The sequence below is a fragment of the Cupriavidus sp. 94F1 genome, assembly GCF_057798875.1.
Genome location: NZ_JBYOJT010000004.1, coordinates 63,981 through 77,718 on the forward strand (window position 1 = coordinate 63,981; position 13,738 = coordinate 77,718).

A 13,738-nucleotide genomic window follows, 5' to 3' on the forward strand; every position below is an offset into this window, starting at 1 on the left:
CCACAACAAAGGAGCGCACTATGGGTATCGGCACCATTCTTCTGATCGTCCTCGTCCTGCTATTGATTGGCGCATTGCCAACGTGGCCGTACAGTTCCGGCTGGGGCTACGGGCCAAGCGGCGGCCTGGGGCTGATCGTCATCATTGTCGTGCTCCTGGTTGTGTTGGGCCGGATCTAGCCGATCCGGGGGCATTCACCGCGAACCGAAGGAGATCGACATGCCAGCCAAATCCAAGGCACAGCAGATGGCGGCCGGAGCCGCCTTGTCAGCAAAGCGCGGCGAGCGCAAGGCCAGTTCGCTCAAGGGGGCATCGAAGTCGATGGCCAAGTCGATGAGCGAAGGGGAACTGAAGAAGATGGCAAGTACCAAGCAAAAGGGCAAGCCCACGCACAAGACCAAGAGCTAGGCCTGGCCGGCCTCCGGCACACGCCGCGGGCGGGCGCCTCCTTCCGCAGGACAAGGGGGCGTTCCCCTCGCGGCGTTTTCACGTCTTCCGTCTGCCCTCACCCCGTCCGCTGGCACTTGCCCACAAAGCCCGGCAGGCGCCTGGCCTTGCTGCTTCGCGCGAGCTGGATGGCCTGGATCATCGCGCGTGCGAAGCCTGGAATGCTTTCCATGTCTTCTGCCACGTGCCGGCGAAAAAACCCCGCCCACTGAAAATCGCCATAAGCGTTGCCCGGCTTGCGGTAGGCGCCCGCATTACGCGTAAACGCCGCCAGGCTGCGATACGGGTCGTCGCGCATGCCCATGACCGTGGGCGGCAGGTCCTTGGACGACAGGTGTTCGCCGTGTTCGTCGTAAGGATGCAGATGGCCCAGTTCGCGCATCCGCTTCCAGAACTTGCCCGGCGCCAGGTGGCTCAGATCGTCGATGATGGCCACGGGTGCCTCGCGCCAGCCAAGTTCGAGCCACGCGCGGGCCCAATGATGGTGGTCGGCGATATATAGCGCGCCGCCCGGACCGGCGATGGTCTGGATGCGGTGCGCTTCCAGGAAACGCTTCTGCGCCGCGTTGCTGCGCGGCCGGGCCGAAACGTCCATCTTCTCGTGCACCTGATAGATTCCCAGCGTGATCTGGGTGGGCCGGAGCGTGTCGAGCTCGGCCGTGGCATGCGTCACCATCGGCGCGTCTTTCAGGGTCAGTTATGACTGGCGACCTGGCGGTCGACGTAGTGTTCGAGTTCGCTGCCCGGGTCCTCGTTGCCCGTGCTGTCCTCGGCCACGGCTTCCTGCGCCACCGGCGCGGCGTGCGCGGTCCGCGCATCGCCATCGGCCCCCTTGGCTGCGCCCTGACCCGGGATCGGCCAGCATTCGCCCTCGGCCGCGTCCAGCAGTGCGGGCGCGCGTGCGGGATCGAAATCGGCCCACTGGCCGCCTTCCCACTTGCCCTTGGCCTCCTCGCAGTCGCAGGCCCCGGCTTCACGCAGCACGTCCAGCGCCTCGTCACGGCGCTCGCCCTTGGCGCGGGCCGCCAGCAAGACGCCCGGCGGGCGGGCGCCGCCCGGGTCCACGGACATGATCGACACGTCCCACACGGAAAAGCCGCGCGCATACAGCTTCTGCGCTGCCTGCTCGGCATCGGGGATGGACGCGAAGCGCCCGGCAACAATCGAAGACATGAAGTTTCTCCCTGTGTTCAGGCGTTGACGACTTCGCCGCCGTTGATATGGAGGATCTGTCCGGTGATATAGCTTGCCGCATCGGACGCCAGGAATACGTAGCCCGCCGCCACTTCGAATGGCTGCCCCGGACGACCCATTGGCGTTTTCTTGCCAAACTCGGCCACTTCCTCGGCGGTAAAGGTCGATGGAATCAGTGGCGTCCAGATCGGGCCCGGCGCCACGCCGTTGACGCGGATGCCGCGCTCCACCACCTGCAGCGCCAGCGAGCGCGTAAAGGCCACGATGGCGCCCTTGGTAGCAGAGTAGTCCAGCAGATGCGCACTGCCGCGATACGCGGTGACCGATGTCGTGTTGAGGATCACGCTGCCCTGCCCCAGGTGCGGCAGCGCCGCACGCGTCACATGAAACATCGCGAACACGTTGGTCCGGAACGTGCGCTCCAGTTGGGCGGCGCTGACGTCTTCCAGCGATTCCTGGGGATGCTGCTCTGCCGCATTGTTGACCAGTACATCGAGCCGGCCGAACGTCTTTAGCGTGTCTGCCACCACCTTGTCTGCGTGTTCCACCTCGCCGATATCGCCGGCGATGGCCAGTGCGCGCTGCCCGGCCTCGGTGACCAGCCTCTCGGTCTCCCGCGCATCGTCCTGCTCGTCAAGGTAGGCGAAGGCAACATCGGCGCCCTCGCGGGCAAATGCCACGGCGATGGCACGGCCGATGCCGCTGTCGCCGCCGGTTACCAGCGCCACCTTGCCCTTCAGGCGCCCACTGCCGACATAGTCGTCGGCGCCGCTGTCGGGCTTGGGCACCATTTCGTTTTCCAGGCCGGGCTGGCGGTCCTGATGCTGTGGCGGGAGTTTGCTTGGGGTGGACATGGGCGCTTCCGGTGGGATGATCAATGCAAACATGTGGCGCAAATTCCGTGCCGCGTCGCCGGACCTTGGCGGCCCATTCGCAGCCCGCGTCGGGCGGACCTCCGGCGAACGCGTCGGCGCGCCTGGCGCCCCCGGAGATGCGTAACGGTTACAAGGCGTGGCAACGATTGCCGAAGGGACGCACGGTCGAGCCTGAGGGGCACGGCACAAACCTTGCTGCTTCCCGGCCAGTTCCTGCTCCGGAGGCCCGATACCCATGGCAAAACGCAAGAGGCGGCTTGGCAAGGATGCGGCACTGATGGTGCCCATCGCTTATCTGCGTCCCACGCAGATCACCGTGGGCGCGTACCACGTCGCGCAGAAGATGCATGTCACCCGCCGGCTGGACCATGCCGACTTGCCGGCCTTTCTGGACCAGCATCGCGTGCATGTCGTGATCGGCCCCGAGCAAACGCTGTATATCGTCGATCATCACCACTGGGTGCGCGCATGGCAGGACATGGGCATCGACATGGTGCCGGCCCTTGTGCGCAACGACTTGAGCCACCTGTCGATCCGCAAGTTCTGGAAGCGGATGACCGACGACCACATGGTCCACCCTTACGATGAACGCGGGCGGCGCCGGCCGATCAGTGAATTGCCGGTCGACGTCCACAGCATGCGCGACGACCCATACCGCAGCCTGGAAGCATTCGTCCAGCTGGCCGGCGGCTATCGCAAGGTCAAGACCGCCTATTCCGACTTTCGCTGGGCCGACTTCTTCCGCAATCACATCAAGGGCCCGCTGGATACCCACCACACCTTTGCGGCCGCCCTTGCCAAGGGTCTGCAGCTCGCGACGAGCCCGAAGGCGCGCGACCTTCCCGGCTATCTCGGCCCCTGCAAGAAGACGCGTGGCAAGGCGTGATGCCGATCGGTCCGCGGTCGCCGGAAGGCGGTCGGCAGACGCCAGACGTCATTCGGCCGCCCTGCGCCCCGCGCCGACCCGTGCCTGCGCCCGCGCATTGTCGCGTGCCAGCGTGAGCACGCAGCACAGCAGCAGGTAGGCGCGCTTGAACTCGCCTGCCGCCTCGCGCGGGTTGCCCCGGCGAGCGTGGCGAAAGCCTGCGTCCAGGCGCGCCTCGATGCTGCGTTCCACATCGGGCTGCGTGTACAGCGATCGCGTACGGTTCTGCCACAGCGCCATGGTCGCGGTATGCCGGCCGTCGAGCGCGGCGGGCGAAAGCGCCTCGCCGTCCTTGCCCAGCACCAGTCGCATCTCGCACAACGCCTGCATCAGCACGCGTGCCTGGCGCAGGTCTTTGCCGCGCGGCGCGCGCGCCGAGGCGCCTTTGCCATGCTGCGCCTTCGCGGCGAGCCGGGCTGGCGAGATCCGCCGCGCCATACGGCCGGAGCCGGCTGCGCTGTGGTCGCCGGCAACGTTGGCGACATTGGCGACATCGGATGTGAGGGAATTTCCAGCAGTGGAAAGCGACTGACGCGTTTCCGTGAGAAAGGTTGCCGGGCTGCTGCTGTCAGCCCCGAGGTAACCGATGACTGCGTGTTCCACCTTGCGCCTCGATTGCTATGCGTGTTCTGCTTGTTGTCGGTACAAGGAATCAATGCAATTGCCGTGCCGGTTGAAGCCGTGCGGCCGCGCGCCCCCTTGCCCCCGGGCTACGCCGCCCTGCGCGCCGTTCCCGCGAGCGTGGCGGTACTTTCCAGCAACGCCAGCAACCGCGCCTCGTCGGTACGGAGGCGCGCCGCTGTACGCGGTGCCGGTAAAGCCTGCAATGCATCGGCCATGAATGCAGCCAGCACGTCCGGATGCACATAGCATTTGCGGCAGACCGCCACCGTGTTGCGCAGCCGCTGCGCCACGCTGCGAATCACCTCCACCATCGCCTTCTTGCGTGCCGCCTCGGTATCGGCGCGGGTCTTGCGCAGCAGCGCCAGCGCATGCACGCTGCCCCCCCAGGTGCGGAAGTCCTTGGCCGTGAACTCGCCGCCCGTCACCTCGTGCAGATAGGCATTGACATCGGACGAGCCGATCTCGCGTACCTCGCCATCGCTGTCCTTGTACTTGAACAACTGCTGGCCCGGCAGGTCCGCGCAATTGCGCACCACCCGCGCCAGCCGCGCGTCGTTGACCGACACGTCATGCGTGACGCCGCTCTTGCCGGTGAACTGAAAGCGCAGGCGGCTGCCTTGCACGGCCACGTGCTTCCGCTTGAGCGTGGTCAGCCCGTAGGTGCGGTTCTGGGCTGCGTAGCGCGGCGTTCCCACGCGCACCAGCGTGGCGTCCAGCAGCGTCACCACGGCGGCCAGCACCTTCTCGCGCGGCATGCCATTGCGCGCGAGGTCGCGGGCCACGCGGCGGCGCAGATGGGGCAGCGCCTGCCCGAAGGCCATCAGCCGGGCGTACTTGTCGGCGTCGCGCAGCGCGGCCCAGTCGGGGTGATACAGATACTGCTTGCGGCCGCGCGCGTCGCGGCCCGTGGCCTGCAGGTGGCCGTCTGGGTCCAGGCAGATCCAGACCGATTCGTAGGCGGGCGGGATCGCCAGCGCATCGATGCGCGCCTGCGTGACGGCGTCCACGCGTTTGCCGTCAGGCAGGACATACGTGAAGCCCTTGCCCGTACGCCGCCGGGAGATGCCCGGCTGGCTGTCGTCGACATGATGCAGCCCCGCCTTGCGCAAGGCTGCGTCGAGCGAAGGGGTCTGTGTGTCGGGCTTGGCGACGGTGGTCGGGCTCATGTGCATGCGCCTACGCATGAGGCATGCCATCGCACGATGGGCTGCCGAACGAGGTGACGCCCCACACGCTTGCATTTTTTACCGATCGAAAATGGCGCAGCCAGCCTGCTTTGCAAATTTCATCGCCGAACGGGAATGCTTCTTGCGCGACTGGATCGCGTACATGCCGCCCATCCATCTCGCCGAAAGGCAAATGAAGGAGCCCCGTCATGCCCGAACATCGCAGACCAGAACACACACCCCGGCGATGGCCACGCCATGTGGCTGCCGCCGTCATCGCCGTGTGCGGCGCCGCAGCAATGTCGCCGGCGCTCGCCGCACCCCCCGCCGCACAGTCCGCCCCCGGTACACCGCTGGCGCCGACCCCGCCCACACCGGCCAAGCCGCCCGCCGTGTCGCTGTCCACCGACGACCTGCGCTTTGTGGATGAAGCGCAGATGACCAGCCACATGGAGATCGCGGCCAGTGAAATGGCGCTCGAAGTGTCGAAGGATCCGAAGGTCCACGCATTCGCGCAGCAGATGTTGAAAGCGCACAAGGAGGCCCTGGGCACATTGCGCCGCATCGCCGCCGACAAGGGCATTACGCCGCAGGATCGCGTGCCGGAGGCGCCGGAGTTGACCCGGCTGAAATCGCTCAAGGATGATGAATTCGACCAGGCCTATATCCGGACCATTGGCATCGACGCGCACGAGCAGGCCGTGCTGCTGTTCCAGAACCAGGCCACGCGCGGCAAGGACCCCGCCCTGCGCGCCTTTGCCGCCCGCCTGCTGCCGGCGCTGCGCGACCACCTGAACCAGGCGCGCGCGATGGACCGGCGCGTGACCGCCCGCCGCTGATCCGCGGTCAGGCGCCGCGCCCTGCCGGCGGCTGCGCGGCGATGACCTGGGGGTCGTTCTCGTCGTCGTCCCCGCCGGCCAGCATTGCCTCGCGCGCCTTGTCCTCGCCGCCGTCATCGTTGCGCGCGGGCTCCAGCCCGTCGTCGTGATGCGGGGTCTTCGGCGCGGTCGATGCCTTGGACGGCCGCGCAGCCACAGCGGGCCCGGTGCGTGCCTCGGTCACCATCTCGCGCAGCCAGCCCAGCAGCAGCTTGGTATAGGCACGCTGGCTATCCTCGCTGGTCAGTCCGTGGTCGGCGCCCTTGAGCACGCGGTAGGTGATCGAACTGGCCTGGATACAGGCATCCACGTAGCTCAGCACCGCCGTGTGCGGCACGATATTGTCGTGCTGCGAGGCCACCACCAGCACATCGCCCTTGAAGTTCGTGCAGGCGCGCAGCGCGCGATTGGTGTCGGCGGCCACCACCTTGCGACGGTAGGCCACCAGGTCCTGGTCGCGGTGCAGTTGCCGTTTGGGCGACTCCCAGCCTTCGTCCATGTACAGCGCCGGGGCACGAAACGCGAGCCAGCGCACGGGCCTGAGTTCGCACAGCACCGCGGCCAGGTAGCCGCCGTAGCTGCTGCCCACCACCGCAATGGCGTTGCGGTCCACCTCGGGATGCCGCACCAGCATGTCGTAGGCGGCCAGCACATCGGCCAGGTTGCGCATGCGGCTGACCGTCTCGTATTGCGAAGACGTGCCGGCGTGTCCGGTCAGGTCGAAGGTCATGCAGACCGCGCCCAGGCCGGCCACCTCGCGGGCGCGGGCCAGGTACTGCTGCTGGCTGCCACCCCAGCCATGCACGAACAGCACGCCGGGCAGCTTGGTGGCGGGCGAGATCACGGTGCCCGCGATCATCCCCCCTTCGGTATGGATCTGTATCGATTCTTCATGCGTGGCCATCGGATGTGGACTCCAGTCTTGCGTATTTGGTCAGTGCCCCGACACTGCGGTCTTCTCCCTGAAAATAGACGTCTGCATCGTCGGGCACGGTGGCGTCCTTGCCGTAGATCTCGCGTGTACACGCCGTCGCGCGCACGCATTGCGGATCGTCACGGAACGCGGCCAGCGCCGCCAGTTCCGCGCCCGTGGCGCCGCCCACGCGCCACGACTGTTCCAGCACGCCCAGCCGGGGCCTGCCGTTGTCGGTGCCGAACGCCACATCGTAGTTGCAGCGCGACATCACCGAACCGGGAAAGCACTCGATGGCCGCCGCGTGATAGGCCAACGCGGCCTGCACGGCGTCGCGCTGGTGGACTTCGAGCGGATGCGTCAGCAGATCTTCGAGCGTGCCACGGACCACGCGCAGCGTGGACCCGCCATAGACCTTCCGGCCGGTATTGTCGGGCGTCAGGTCCTGCGTGCCGCAGTAGCTGGCGCACAGGTCGCCGATCTGTATCTGCCCCACGCTGAACGTGATCACGTCGTCCAGATTGCGCTCCAGCACCAGCCCTTCGCGCTTCACGCGCTCCGCGTCCAGCGCCTGCAGCGCCTGGTCCAGCTCCGCCTCGGTCGCCACCACCTGCTGGCCAAGGCCGCCAATCCCGCACGGTTCCTTGATGCGGACCTTGCCATCGCGAAGCATCGCCCGTGCGCCACGGCTGGCGTCGTCGATCGAGAATGCCGTGAAGCCGGGCAGCACGTGCGCGTGTATGCGCGCGGCGAACGTGTCGCTCCACCCGGCGGGGACGGCAGCGTCGGGCGCAACCCGCCCGTGCGAGATCGCCTTGGTCGCGATGAACGCATGCGGCACCACACCGCCCAGCAGGTCGTCCGCCCCGGCGATGCCAAGCTGGCGCGCGCTGTCGACGCCGGTCAGCGTATCGGCTGGCACGAAATAGAGCCGGCCATCCGCGGGTCGGTGCGTGGCCGCGTCGTAGCTGCCGGCGAACGTGAAGCCGGCAAGCCTGGCCACCCGCTGGGCAATGCCCTTGAGCGTGGCGCCCTGGTGGCTGCCCGGGTCATCGCAATCGGCGCGGCCGTACACCACCACGCGTACGTCGCGTGGCTGCGGATCGGGGGCCGGCGCGGCCTCCATGGCCACCGAAGTCGCTGCTGCATCGGGAGTCGGGGTTGCCAAGTCGGGCTCCTCTGCGGCCAGGCCGCGTGTTGAACGTTTCAGCGTTTCAGATGCGGGTGTAGCCGGTTGCCTGTGGCTACGCCGCGGCAGACGCCTGGGCGTCATCAACCGGTTTGCGGCGGGCGTGCCGCACGCGGGACTTTTCGGCGTGATTCACGTTGGCTTCGTCGATGGAATGGCTGCACTTGACGCCGCCCTCCTCGTCGGCCAGTTCGGCCAGATGGCGATAGAACGTCACCAGCTGGCGCAGTTCTTCCTCGTCAAGGTCCTCGATGGACACCAGGTGGTTGCTGGCCTCGCGATGCGACGCCAGCAGTTCGTTGAGCTTCAGGTGAACCGCCATGGCGTCCTTGTTCTGGCTCTGCTGGATCAGGAACACCATCAGAAAGGTGACGATGGTGGTACCCGTGTTGATCACGAGCTGCCAGGTTTCGGAATAGCCGAAGAGCGGACCGGTGACGGCCCAGGCCAGGACGACGAAGACGGCGAGCGCGAAGGCCACCGGCGAGCCGGCCTGGCGGGTGGCGGCACCGGCAAAGCGGTCGAACAAGTGAAACAGACGGCGACGCGTGGGCTGATGTGGCATGAAACGCTCCCGTGGCAAGGCAGGACTGTCTACATTGTAGGGAGCACCCCAACGCAGTTTCAGTCGGTGGCGTCCTACAAGGATGTCATCCGGCACCGTGACATGTCGTTTTTACAAGCAACGATCCGGATACCCGGGTGCCCCGGTGGGCATGGCGATTGCGTCTCACCGGCATGCCGGACGCGGCCTTACCGCCGCGCGCCATCACTTACCAGACGAGGACCGCCATCATGCAAACGGAAAGCGAAGCACCCCGCCGAACCAGCCCCGACGACGAAGACGAACTGCTGCGCGAGCGTGTCGGTACCTGTATCGCGGAATTTTGCGGCGGTGACATGCCGGACGGCGTGGCGGTACATGTAGTGGAACGCCGCGTGACCATCACGGGCCAGGTCGAGGACATCGACATCGCCCAGCGCATCGAAAAGGCTGCATCGACGCCGCCGGGCATCCTAGGCGTATCGAACCGGTTGACGACGCGGGTGCCGCCGCCGCGCGAAGCCCCCGGGCAGCCGGCGCAGGCCACGGGCATGCGCGCCGACCCGGCAGAGAAGCCGCCTGGGCAGATCAATCACAAGGTCTAGCAACGGATGCGGCCCCGCCCCCCGGAAAGGGGAACGGGGCCGCACGAGCCAGCCAGGCGCCGGCTGAACGCCGCGCCTGCCGGCACTCCGGCTAGCCCAGGCCGCTCAGGCCCACGGGTCGTACCGGTCCTTTTCCCAGTACGGCGAAATGCCGTAGTACTCGTGGATGCTGGTGGCCCACTGCGAATTCGCCATGGTGGGCCAGTGCTCCTTGTCGAAGCCCGGCGCGGCCTTGATGCGCTCCTTTTCAATGCCGAGCACAAAGCACTTGCGACGCGTGTCCAGCGTCAGCGCCGACCATGGCAGCGCGTGGAGCTTTTCGCCGATACCCAGAAAGCCGCCCATCGCCAGCACCGCATAGGCGATACGGCCGCCGAGCACGTCGAGCATGATGTGGTCGATGGTGCCGATTTCCTCGCCGGACGGATCGACCACCTTGTTGCCCTCGAGCGTGTCGGACGCCATCACGAACGGCCCGCATCCGGCCGTGGTCTGGTCAACGTCGCCAATGATAGACGCGCCGCGCGGCGGCGCACCGGCGGGCGGGGTCTGCGGGTCCATGGGCTTCATGAGCGGTTCCTCCAGGTGTGGACAGTTGAACGGCAAAGCACTGCAAAGTCAAAAGACGTCGGGCGGTGCCCAGTCCGTCCGGTTAGCGGCTCGCCGGCACCGGCGGGGCCAGCGGGTCGAAGTCCTCCCAGCGGCCGTCGCGCCACTGGCCTTCCGCACGCTCGACATCGCGCGCGCCGCCACGGCGCAGTTCGCTGGCCACCAGAGCCGTGTTGGCATCACTGACATGGGCAGCCAGCAGCACGCCGGCGTGCCGTACCGGGCCCGTTCCGCGCTCGGTGCCGGCCAGCGCTCCCATCAGCGACCCGGCATAGGCACCCACGCCCGTGGCAAACGCCATGACCAGCACCAGCACCCACGGCTGCACTGACGCGGCGCCGAACCAGGCGCGGGCGGCGGCCACCAGACAGATCCCGACCGCAAAGCCCAGCACGGCACCGATCGCGATGCCTCGCCCGGCACCGGGGCCAGCCTTGCGCGCACCGGGGTCCACGGCCTCGTCTCCCCCTATGGGGAAGGTGCCGTGCTGACCTGGCGGATTCACATAGAACATGGTCAGATCGTCCTGCCTGACGCCCTTGGCCATCAAACGTGATGCAGCAGTCTCGGCCCGGGCAAACGTTTCGAATCGTCCTGCGATGATCGTAGACATCCTGAGGCTCCGTTCAAAGGCATGTTGCAGTGCGAGGGTGGGGCAGCGATCACATCACGACCGCACGGGCGAGGAAATCGCCCTTGGCAGTTCCTGGCCCCATCCCCACTCAACGCTTCTTGTCGCCGCGATCGCTGACGCCGGTGCGATGCGCCGCGGCCTTTTCGCCGGCGGGCTGGTGTTCGCTGCCCTTCTTGAGCTTCCAGTCCACGTCGTCGCGGCGCGTCGCGGTCTGGCGCTCGGCGTGTTCGGCAGCCCCGGGCGAAATCGGGTCACTGGCCGGGAAGGTCATGTCGAGCGATTCATCCACGGCAGCCTGGTAGGTCTTGCCGGACTTGTCAGACTTGCCGGCCCCGGCCTTGTCCGCCGACTGGGTAGACGGCTTGTTCGACGGCTTGGCCGAAGGCTTGTGCGAACCCTTCGAAGCATGGGCATGTGACATGGCATCTCTCCTGTTCGGAATCGAATTCGGGTCCCTTGTATGCGGGGCTCCGTCTCTGAGCGATGCAAACGCCGGGCCAGCGCCGCACACCGCGCGCGCCGCCGTGGCGGGGTGCGCGCAGCGGCGCGTCATGTCCGGAACCGGCCGGAAAAAGTGAAAGGAGGGGCTCGCGGTGGCGCTGCAGATTGTGCGCCATGCGGTAAAAAGTGCTCAGGCCGGACTGGCCGTCTTCACGCGGGGAAAGCGCACGGCAATGCAGACCGTGACGTTTTCGGTGTCGCCGCAGTTCTCGGCCGTCAGCGCGGCACCTTGCAGCTCCACCATGCGGCGGGTCAGCAGCAGCGCGGTACTCTGACGCGGGGAATGCCCGCCGCCGGCCTGCGAGCGCCTGCCGAAGAAATCGCTCAACGCGGCAAGCCTGCCCTCGCCCCGCGAGCGTTCCACGGGCGGGCTTTCGGTAATGCGGAACTTGACGAAGTCGGGTTCGGCGCTCAGGTACACCCGTACCGATCCGCCTGCCGCAGCGCGCCAGATGCAATGGACCAGCAGATGCCGGAGCAGCGGCCCGATGCGCAGGGCGTCGCCCGGCACCGTAAAGCCGGCGCCCGTGTTGTCCTGGGCGTCCAGGGCCGCCAGGATGACCCCGCGCGCCTCGGCGGCGGCCCGTTTGTCCTCGATGGCCAGCCCCGCCAGCACGCGCAGATCGGTTTCTTCCCACGACGGGCCACGATCGTCGGCCAGCAGCCGCACCCCTTCTTCCATTTCCTCGATCAGCGCCAGCTGCTGCTGCATGCCAGAGCGCATGCCATCCAGCGCACGCTGCGCCGGGGCCGCCAGCGAATCGATCGAGCGGTCCAGCACATAGCTCCAGCTCTGGATCGCATTGAGCGACGACCGCAGGTCGTGCGCGGCCTGCTCGATCAGCGCGCTCACCTCGCCGATGCTGCGCACGGCGGCCGGGGCGTCGTCTGGGGCACCGCCACCGGCCGAAGGCGGCACGGCAGCGGGGGGAATGCGCGGAGCGTCAGTCATGTTCAACCATCGGATCGGCAATCAATTCGGAAACCCTCATGGGTTTCACACCACGCAAGAACCATGCACTGACACCGTCAGCCTGTCTTGCGCGCCACGCCGCATGCGTTCGCAGCAGCCCTGTCCGACACCGCTCATGAGGCGGCAGGCGGGCTGGCGTCGCCGCCACGTGCTGCCCGCAGCCATTCCGGCAGTTCGCCCTTGGCCGCATAGTCCTCCAGCCGGTTGTACAAAGTCTTCAAACTGATGCCCAGAATTTCCGCTGCATGCTTCTTCACGCCGGCACATTGCTCCAGCGTGGCGAAGATCAGCTGGCGGTCGGCCTCGGCCAGCGACATGCCCACCGGCACCGACACCACGGCCGTGCCGGTGCTGGGCGCAGCCGCCACCTGCAGCGGAATCTGGACCTCGGTGATGACGTCCTGGTCGGCCATGATGTATGCGCGCTGCACGAAATTGCGCAGCTCGCGCACGTTGCCGGGCCACGAATGCATGCGCAGGCTTTCCAGCACGGCGGACGAGAACCGGCGCTGCGTGCCCTGCTCCGCGTTCAGTTGCTCCAGCATCGTGTTGGCGATCTGCACCACGTCGTCGCCCCGGGCGCGCAGCGGTGGCAGTTCGATCGGGAACACATTGAGCCGGTGATACAGGTCGGCGCGCAGCTTGCCTTCGGCCACGGCTTCCTCGGGGTTGCGGTTGGTGGCGGCCAGCACGCGGACGTCGGCGTGGGTCTCGCGGTTGGTCCCCACGCGCATGAACGAGCCGGTTTCCAGCACGCGCAGCAGTTTCACCTGCAGCTCCAGCGGCATCTCGGTGATTTCGTCGAGGAACAGCGTGCCACCGTCGGCGCGTTCGAAATAGCCCTTGTGCTGGCGGTCCGCCCCCGTGAAGCTGCCGCGTTCGTGGCCGAACATCTCGGTCTCGATCAGCGTGGGCGAGATCGCCCCGCAGTTGACGGCCAGGAACGGCTGGCGGCGGCGCGCCGACAGTTCGTGCACGGTCTGGGCGGCCAGTTCCTTGCCCGTGCCGCTTTCGCCGATCAGCAGCACGGTCGCCTCGGTGGGCCCCACCTTGCTGAGCTGGTCGTAGACGGTCTGCATGGCCTCCGAGCTGCCCAGCAGGCGCCCAAAGCGCCCGTAGCGGCGCAGTTCGCCACGCAGCGAATGCACTTCGGCACGGAGTTCGCTGGTGGTGGCAATGCGCTTGAGCACGGTCTGCAGCCGCGTGACATTGATCGGCTTGACCAGGTAGTCGGTGGCACCCAGGCGCAACGCCTCGACGGCCGATTCCACGCTGGCATAGCCGGTGGTCAGGATCACTTCCACCCCGGCGGAGCCGACTTCGTCGAACAATTCCATGCCGTTGCCGTCCGGCAACCGAAGATCGGCCAGGATGGCATCGGGCATGCGCCAGCCGATCTGCAGTCGCGCTTCGCGCAGGCTGTTGGCACTGGCCGAGGAAAAGCCTTCGATCGCGACGATCTCTGCCAGCGCCGCACAGGCGTTTTCGTCGTCGTCAACGATCAGGATATGTGGCATAGGAAGGTCGGGTGGCGTCGTATGACCGGCGTCTGTTTGTCATGGGCCTGCAGGTGGCGGCTGGTTGGCCAGGGCGAATGCGGACAGCACACGCCTGAGGATAGGCTGAAGTGTAACGACAGTCCCCTGGCCACGATGCCGGTG

The 13,738-nt window shown here is 67.1% G+C and carries 18 protein-coding genes; 5 read left to right on the plus strand and 13 right to left on the minus strand.

Going from position 1 to position 13,738, the window contains the following annotated elements; all coding sequences use genetic code 11:
• The first annotated feature begins 20 nt into the window (after positions 1 to 20).
• On the plus strand, positions 21 to 179 hold the full coding sequence (locus AC3FJ6_RS11200) for a DUF3309 family protein (protein WP_092598422.1): 159 nt from the start codon (positions 21 to 23) through the stop codon (positions 177 to 179).
• Between the two features lie 40 nt (positions 180 to 219).
• Positions 220 to 408, plus strand: coding sequence for a DUF3008 family protein (locus AC3FJ6_RS11205; RefSeq protein ID WP_153946014.1), 189 nt, complete (start codon positions 220 to 222; stop codon positions 406 to 408).
• Between the two features lie 97 nt (positions 409 to 505).
• On the opposite strand, the gene AC3FJ6_RS11210 is transcribed toward AC3FJ6_RS11205, so the two are convergent.
• The 3 genes from AC3FJ6_RS11210 to AC3FJ6_RS11220 are packed head-to-tail and all read right to left on the minus strand — an operon-like array spanning position 506 to position 2,495.
• Positions 506 to 1,123: a ParB-like protein gene (locus AC3FJ6_RS11210; protein ID WP_488771926.1), complete on the minus strand. Its 618-nt coding sequence runs from the start codon at positions 1,121 to 1,123 to the stop codon at positions 506 to 508.
• Positions 1,124 to 1,140: 17 nt separating this feature from the next.
• Positions 1,141 to 1,620, minus strand: a complete 480-nt coding sequence (locus AC3FJ6_RS11215) for a hypothetical protein (RefSeq protein ID WP_488771927.1) — start codon at positions 1,618 to 1,620, stop codon at positions 1,141 to 1,143.
• A gap of 17 nt (positions 1,621 to 1,637) precedes the next feature.
• Complete coding sequence (locus AC3FJ6_RS11220) at positions 1,638 to 2,495, minus strand: SDR family oxidoreductase (protein WP_488771928.1); 858 nt, start codon at positions 2,493 to 2,495, stop codon at positions 1,638 to 1,640.
• A 256-nt stretch (positions 2,496 to 2,751) separates the two neighbouring features.
• Here AC3FJ6_RS11220 and AC3FJ6_RS11225 point away from each other — a divergent pair, with 256 nt between their 5' ends.
• A complete protein-coding gene (locus AC3FJ6_RS11225; RefSeq protein WP_488771929.1) occupies positions 2,752 to 3,402 on the plus strand; it encodes a ParB-like protein in 651 nt (216 codons plus the stop codon).
• A 48-nt stretch (positions 3,403 to 3,450) separates the two neighbouring features.
• Here AC3FJ6_RS11225 and AC3FJ6_RS11230 read toward each other — a convergent pair whose 3' ends face one another.
• Together AC3FJ6_RS11230 and AC3FJ6_RS11235 are read right to left on the minus strand one after the other, a co-directional pair.
• Positions 3,451 to 4,044 carry a hypothetical protein gene (locus AC3FJ6_RS11230; protein WP_488771930.1) on the minus strand — a complete coding sequence of 198 codons (594 nt, stop codon included), beginning with the start codon at positions 4,042 to 4,044 and terminating at the stop codon, positions 3,451 to 3,453.
• A 107-nt stretch (positions 4,045 to 4,151) separates the two neighbouring features.
• The gene (locus tag AC3FJ6_RS11235) at positions 4,152 to 5,237 is read right to left on the minus strand and encodes a DNA topoisomerase IB (protein WP_488772358.1); all 1,086 of its coding nucleotides are present in this window, start codon (positions 5,235 to 5,237) and stop codon (positions 4,152 to 4,154) included.
• A 293-nt stretch (positions 5,238 to 5,530) separates the two neighbouring features.
• Between AC3FJ6_RS11235 and AC3FJ6_RS11240 the strand changes: the two genes are divergently transcribed.
• Positions 5,531 to 6,070 carry a DUF4142 domain-containing protein gene (locus AC3FJ6_RS11240; protein ID WP_488771932.1) on the plus strand — a complete coding sequence of 180 codons (540 nt, stop codon included), beginning with the start codon at positions 5,531 to 5,533 and terminating at the stop codon, positions 6,068 to 6,070.
• 7 nt (positions 6,071 to 6,077) lie between these two features.
• Here AC3FJ6_RS11240 and AC3FJ6_RS11245 read toward each other — a convergent pair whose 3' ends face one another.
• The 3 genes from AC3FJ6_RS11245 to AC3FJ6_RS11255 form a co-directional block, all read right to left on the minus strand.
• Positions 6,078 to 7,013, minus strand: coding sequence for an alpha/beta hydrolase family protein (locus tag AC3FJ6_RS11245; protein WP_488771934.1), 936 nt, complete (start codon positions 7,011 to 7,013; stop codon positions 6,078 to 6,080).
• Positions 7,000 to 8,190 carry a DUF3182 family protein gene (locus AC3FJ6_RS11250; RefSeq protein WP_488771935.1) on the minus strand — a complete coding sequence of 397 codons (1,191 nt, stop codon included), beginning with the start codon at positions 8,188 to 8,190 and terminating at the stop codon, positions 7,000 to 7,002. The genes AC3FJ6_RS11245 and AC3FJ6_RS11250 overlap by 14 nt, the downstream gene beginning before the upstream one ends.
• A gap of 76 nt (positions 8,191 to 8,266) precedes the next feature.
• Positions 8,267 to 8,776, minus strand: coding sequence for a low affinity iron permease family protein (locus AC3FJ6_RS11255; protein WP_487522248.1), 510 nt, complete (start codon positions 8,774 to 8,776; stop codon positions 8,267 to 8,269).
• A gap of 230 nt (positions 8,777 to 9,006) precedes the next feature.
• On the opposite strand from AC3FJ6_RS11255, the gene AC3FJ6_RS11260 reads away from it, so the two are divergent.
• Positions 9,007 to 9,360 carry a BON domain-containing protein gene (locus AC3FJ6_RS11260; RefSeq protein ID WP_488771937.1) on the plus strand — a complete coding sequence of 118 codons (354 nt, stop codon included), beginning with the start codon at positions 9,007 to 9,009 and terminating at the stop codon, positions 9,358 to 9,360.
• Between the two features lie 105 nt (positions 9,361 to 9,465).
• Here the strand turns inward: AC3FJ6_RS11260 and AC3FJ6_RS11265 are convergent, their stop codons facing one another.
• From AC3FJ6_RS11265 to AC3FJ6_RS11285, 5 genes are all read right to left on the minus strand, one after another.
• Positions 9,466 to 9,930 (minus strand): PRC-barrel domain-containing protein, encoded by a 465-nt coding sequence (locus AC3FJ6_RS11265; RefSeq protein ID WP_153946003.1) that lies wholly within the window; start codon positions 9,928 to 9,930, stop codon positions 9,466 to 9,468.
• Between the two features lie 82 nt (positions 9,931 to 10,012).
• Positions 10,013 to 10,582, minus strand: a complete 570-nt coding sequence (locus tag AC3FJ6_RS11270) for a hypothetical protein (protein WP_488771938.1) — start codon at positions 10,580 to 10,582, stop codon at positions 10,013 to 10,015.
• A gap of 109 nt (positions 10,583 to 10,691) precedes the next feature.
• Positions 10,692 to 11,024 carry a hypothetical protein gene (locus AC3FJ6_RS11275; protein WP_153946001.1) on the minus strand — a complete coding sequence of 111 codons (333 nt, stop codon included), beginning with the start codon at positions 11,022 to 11,024 and terminating at the stop codon, positions 10,692 to 10,694.
• A 210-nt stretch (positions 11,025 to 11,234) separates the two neighbouring features.
• Entirely contained in the window at positions 11,235 to 12,056 is an 822-nt protein-coding gene (locus tag AC3FJ6_RS11280) for a sensor histidine kinase (RefSeq protein ID WP_488771939.1), read from the minus strand.
• A gap of 134 nt (positions 12,057 to 12,190) precedes the next feature.
• Entirely contained in the window at positions 12,191 to 13,594 is a 1,404-nt protein-coding gene (locus AC3FJ6_RS11285) for a sigma-54-dependent transcriptional regulator (RefSeq protein WP_400397250.1), read from the minus strand.
• Positions 13,595 to 13,738 lie beyond the last annotated feature (144 nt).

Bases quoted from the DNA above. Each gene is read 5' to 3' on its own strand.
- AC3FJ6_RS11255 (WP_487522248.1), bottom strand. From the start codon at position 8,776: ATGCCACATCAGCCCACGCGTCGCCGTCTGTTTCACTTGTTCGACCGC.
- AC3FJ6_RS11240 (WP_488771932.1), top strand. From the start codon at position 5,531: ATGTCGCCGGCGCTCGCCGCACCCCCCGCCGCACAGTCCGCCCCCGGT.
- AC3FJ6_RS11210 (WP_488771926.1), bottom strand. From the start codon at position 1,123: ATGGTGACGCATGCCACGGCCGAGCTCGACACGCTCCGGCCCACCCAG.
- AC3FJ6_RS11280 (WP_488771939.1), bottom strand. From the start codon at position 12,056: ATGACTGACGCTCCGCGCATTCCCCCCGCTGCCGTGCCGCCTTCGGCC.
- AC3FJ6_RS11260 (WP_488771937.1), top strand. From the start codon at position 9,007: ATGCAAACGGAAAGCGAAGCACCCCGCCGAACCAGCCCCGACGACGAA.
- AC3FJ6_RS11220 (WP_488771928.1), bottom strand. From the start codon at position 2,495: ATGTCCACCCCAAGCAAACTCCCGCCACAGCATCAGGACCGCCAGCCC.
- AC3FJ6_RS11270 (WP_488771938.1), bottom strand. From the start codon at position 10,582: ATGTCTACGATCATCGCAGGACGATTCGAAACGTTTGCCCGGGCCGAG.
- AC3FJ6_RS11285 (WP_400397250.1), bottom strand. From the start codon at position 13,594: ATGCCACATATCCTGATCGTTGACGACGACGAAAACGCCTGTGCGGCG.
- AC3FJ6_RS11200 (WP_092598422.1), top strand. From the start codon at position 21: ATGGGTATCGGCACCATTCTTCTGATCGTCCTCGTCCTGCTATTGATT.
- AC3FJ6_RS11225 (WP_488771929.1), top strand. From the start codon at position 2,752: ATGGCAAAACGCAAGAGGCGGCTTGGCAAGGATGCGGCACTGATGGTG.
- AC3FJ6_RS11205 (WP_153946014.1), top strand. From the start codon at position 220: ATGCCAGCCAAATCCAAGGCACAGCAGATGGCGGCCGGAGCCGCCTTG.
- AC3FJ6_RS11245 (WP_488771934.1), bottom strand. From the start codon at position 7,013: ATGGCCACGCATGAAGAATCGATACAGATCCATACCGAAGGGGGGATG.
- AC3FJ6_RS11215 (WP_488771927.1), bottom strand. From the start codon at position 1,620: ATGTCTTCGATTGTTGCCGGGCGCTTCGCGTCCATCCCCGATGCCGAG.
- AC3FJ6_RS11235 (WP_488772358.1), bottom strand. From the start codon at position 5,237: ATGCACATGAGCCCGACCACCGTCGCCAAGCCCGACACACAGACCCCT.
- AC3FJ6_RS11275 (WP_153946001.1), bottom strand. From the start codon at position 11,024: ATGTCACATGCCCATGCTTCGAAGGGTTCGCACAAGCCTTCGGCCAAG.
- AC3FJ6_RS11265 (WP_153946003.1), bottom strand. From the start codon at position 9,930: ATGAAGCCCATGGACCCGCAGACCCCGCCCGCCGGTGCGCCGCCGCGC.